This window comes from Agrobacterium sp. 16-172Ci (assembly GCF_053522725.1).
Genome location: NZ_JBNWBW010000053.1, coordinates 1 through 2,500, shown reverse-complemented (window position 1 = coordinate 2,500; position 2,500 = coordinate 1). Strand labels below are relative to the sequence as shown.

The 2,500-nt window shown below is 53.2% G+C and carries 1 tRNA gene and 2 rRNA genes (1 of these 3 cut by a window edge); all 3 read left to right on the top strand.

Annotated elements, in window-relative coordinates:
* A 23S ribosomal RNA gene (locus ACQZ40_RS25485) occupies window positions 1–1,813 on the top strand; it begins 1,121 nt to the left of the window's first position.
* 394 nt (window positions 1,814–2,207) lie between these two features.
* A 5S ribosomal RNA gene (rrf, locus tag ACQZ40_RS25480) occupies window positions 2,208–2,322 on the top strand.
* Window positions 2,323–2,423: 101 nt separating this feature from the next.
* A tRNA-Met gene (locus tag ACQZ40_RS25475) sits at window positions 2,424–2,500 on the top strand.

Sequence of the window (2,500 nt, the reverse complement as noted above, 5' to 3'; positions counted from 1 at the left end):
GGGTGCTAACGTCCGTCGTGAAAAGGGCAACAACCCTGACCTCCAGCTAAGGTCCCCAAGTCATGGCTAAGTGGGAAAGGATGTGAGGATCCCAAAACAACCAGGATGTTGGCTTAGAAGCAGCCATCATTTAAAGAAAGCGTAACAGCTCACTGGTCTAAATAAGGGTCTTTGCGCCGAAAATGTAACGGGGCTAAAGCCATGCACCGAAGCTGAGGATTTGCGAGTAATCGCAAGTGGTAGCGGAGCGTTCCGTAAGTCTGTGAAGGCGGACCCGTGAGGGCTGCTGGAGATATCGGAAGTGCGAATGTTGACATGAGTAACGATAAAGGGAGTGAGAGACTCCCTCGCCGAAAGACCAAGGGTTCCTGCTTAAAGTTAATCTGAGCAGGGTTAGCCGGCCCCTAAGACGAGGCGGACACGCGTAGTCGATGGGAACCACGTTAATATTCGTGGGCCTGGTGGTAGTGACGGATCTCGTGTGTTGTTCAACCTTATTGGATTGGTTGGGCGGCGAAGAGGTTCCAGGAAATAGCTCCACCGTATAGACCGTACCCGAAACCGACACAGGTGGTCAGGTAGAGTATACCAAGGCGCTTGAGAGAACTATGTTGAAGGAACTCGGCAAATTGCACGCGTAACTTCGGAAGAAGCGTGACCCTTTTGTACGCAAGTATGATGGGGTGGCACAGACCAGGGGGTAGCGACTGTTTATCAAAAACACAGGGCTCTGCGAAGTAGCAATACGACGTATAGGGTCTGACGCCTGCCCGGTGCTGGAAGGTTAAAGGGAGGGGTGCAAGCTCTGAACTGAAGCCCCAGTAAACGGCGGCCGTAACTATAACGGTCCTAAGGTAGCGAAATTCCTTGTCGGGTAAGTTCCGACCTGCACGAATGGCGTAACGACTTCCCCGCTGTCTCCAACATAGACTCAGTGAAATTGAATTCCCCGTGAAGATGCGGGGTTCCTGCGGTCAGACGGAAAGACCCCGTGCACCTTTACTATAGCTTTACACTGGCATTCGCCAAGGCATGTGTAGGATAGGTGGTAGGCTTTGAAGCAGGGACGCCAGTTTCTGTGGAGCCATCCTTGAAATACCACCCTTATCTTCGTGGATGTCTAACCGCGGTCCGTTATCCGGATCCGGGACAGTGTATGGTGGGTAGTTTGACTGGGGCGGTCGCCTCCGAAAGAGTAACGGAGGCGCGCGATGGTTAGCTCAGACCGGTCGGAAATCGGTCGTCGAGTGCAATGGCATAAGCTAGCCTGACTGCGAGACTGACAAGTCGAGCAGAGACGAAAGTCGGTCATAGTGATCCGGTGGTCCCGTGTGGAAGGGCCATCGCTCAACGGATAAAAGGTACGCCGGGGATAACAGGCTGATGACCCCCAAGAGTCCATATCGACGGGGTTGTTTGGCACCTCGATGTCGACTCATCGCATCCTGGGGCTGGAGCAGGTCCCAAGGGTATGGCTGTTCGCCATTTAAAGCGGTACGTGAGTTGGGTTCAGAACGTCGTGAGACAGTTCGGTCCCTATCTGCCGTGGGTGTAGGAATATTGACAGGATCTGTCCCTAGTACGAGAGGACCGGGATGGACGTATCTCTGGTGGATCTGTTGTCCTGCCAAGGGCATAGCAGAGTAGCTATATACGGAATGGATAACCGCTGAAGGCATCTAAGCGGGAAACCAACCTGAAAACGAGTGTTCCCTATCAGAGCCGTGGAAGACGACCACGTTGATAGGACGGGTGTGGAAGCACAGCAATGTGTGAAGCTTACCGTTACTAATAGCTCGATCGACTTCTTCGTTCCCATTGAATATGTTCATCGAACAAAGTTCGATGACATCATCTTCTGTCCTCACGGGCCAAAGGCCCGGCGGACGGCGCGCGCCATAAGGCGCGACGGACTAGCGTCCTGTATGGCTGCCTCTCTCGGTCTCGAGCAAGGCAGGCAAACGGTCCGGTCAAACAAGGCGTGTAATTAAGATAAAAAGTGGCAATGCCACCCAGCTTCTCGAAAACAACAGTCATGTGAAAACATGAACGAGGTTGCTTTGGCCACCTGGTCCCTCATATCAAAGGTGACCGTATGGCCGATTGGCGTCCCCCGTGAGCGACAAGCGAACGGGATAAGGCATGCCAATCCAAAAATAGCAACATATGTTCATGCTACCGCATGAACATATGTTGCGTTTTGCCGACCTGGTGGTTATCGCGGGGCGGCTGCACCCGTTCCCATTCCGAACACGGCCGTGAAACGCCCCAGCGCCAATGGTACTTCGTCTCAAGACGCGGGAGAGTAGGTCGCTGCCAGGTCTGCAAAACGCAACTCAAAATCTTCTCAATCACAAAAGGGCAAAAATGCCCAAATCAAAAGGCCGCAAATGCGGCCTTTATGCTATAATAAAACAAGTCAACGCGGGGTGGAGCAGCCCGGTAGCTCGTCAGGCTCATAACCTGAAGGCCGCAGGTTCAAATCCTGCCCCCGCAACCA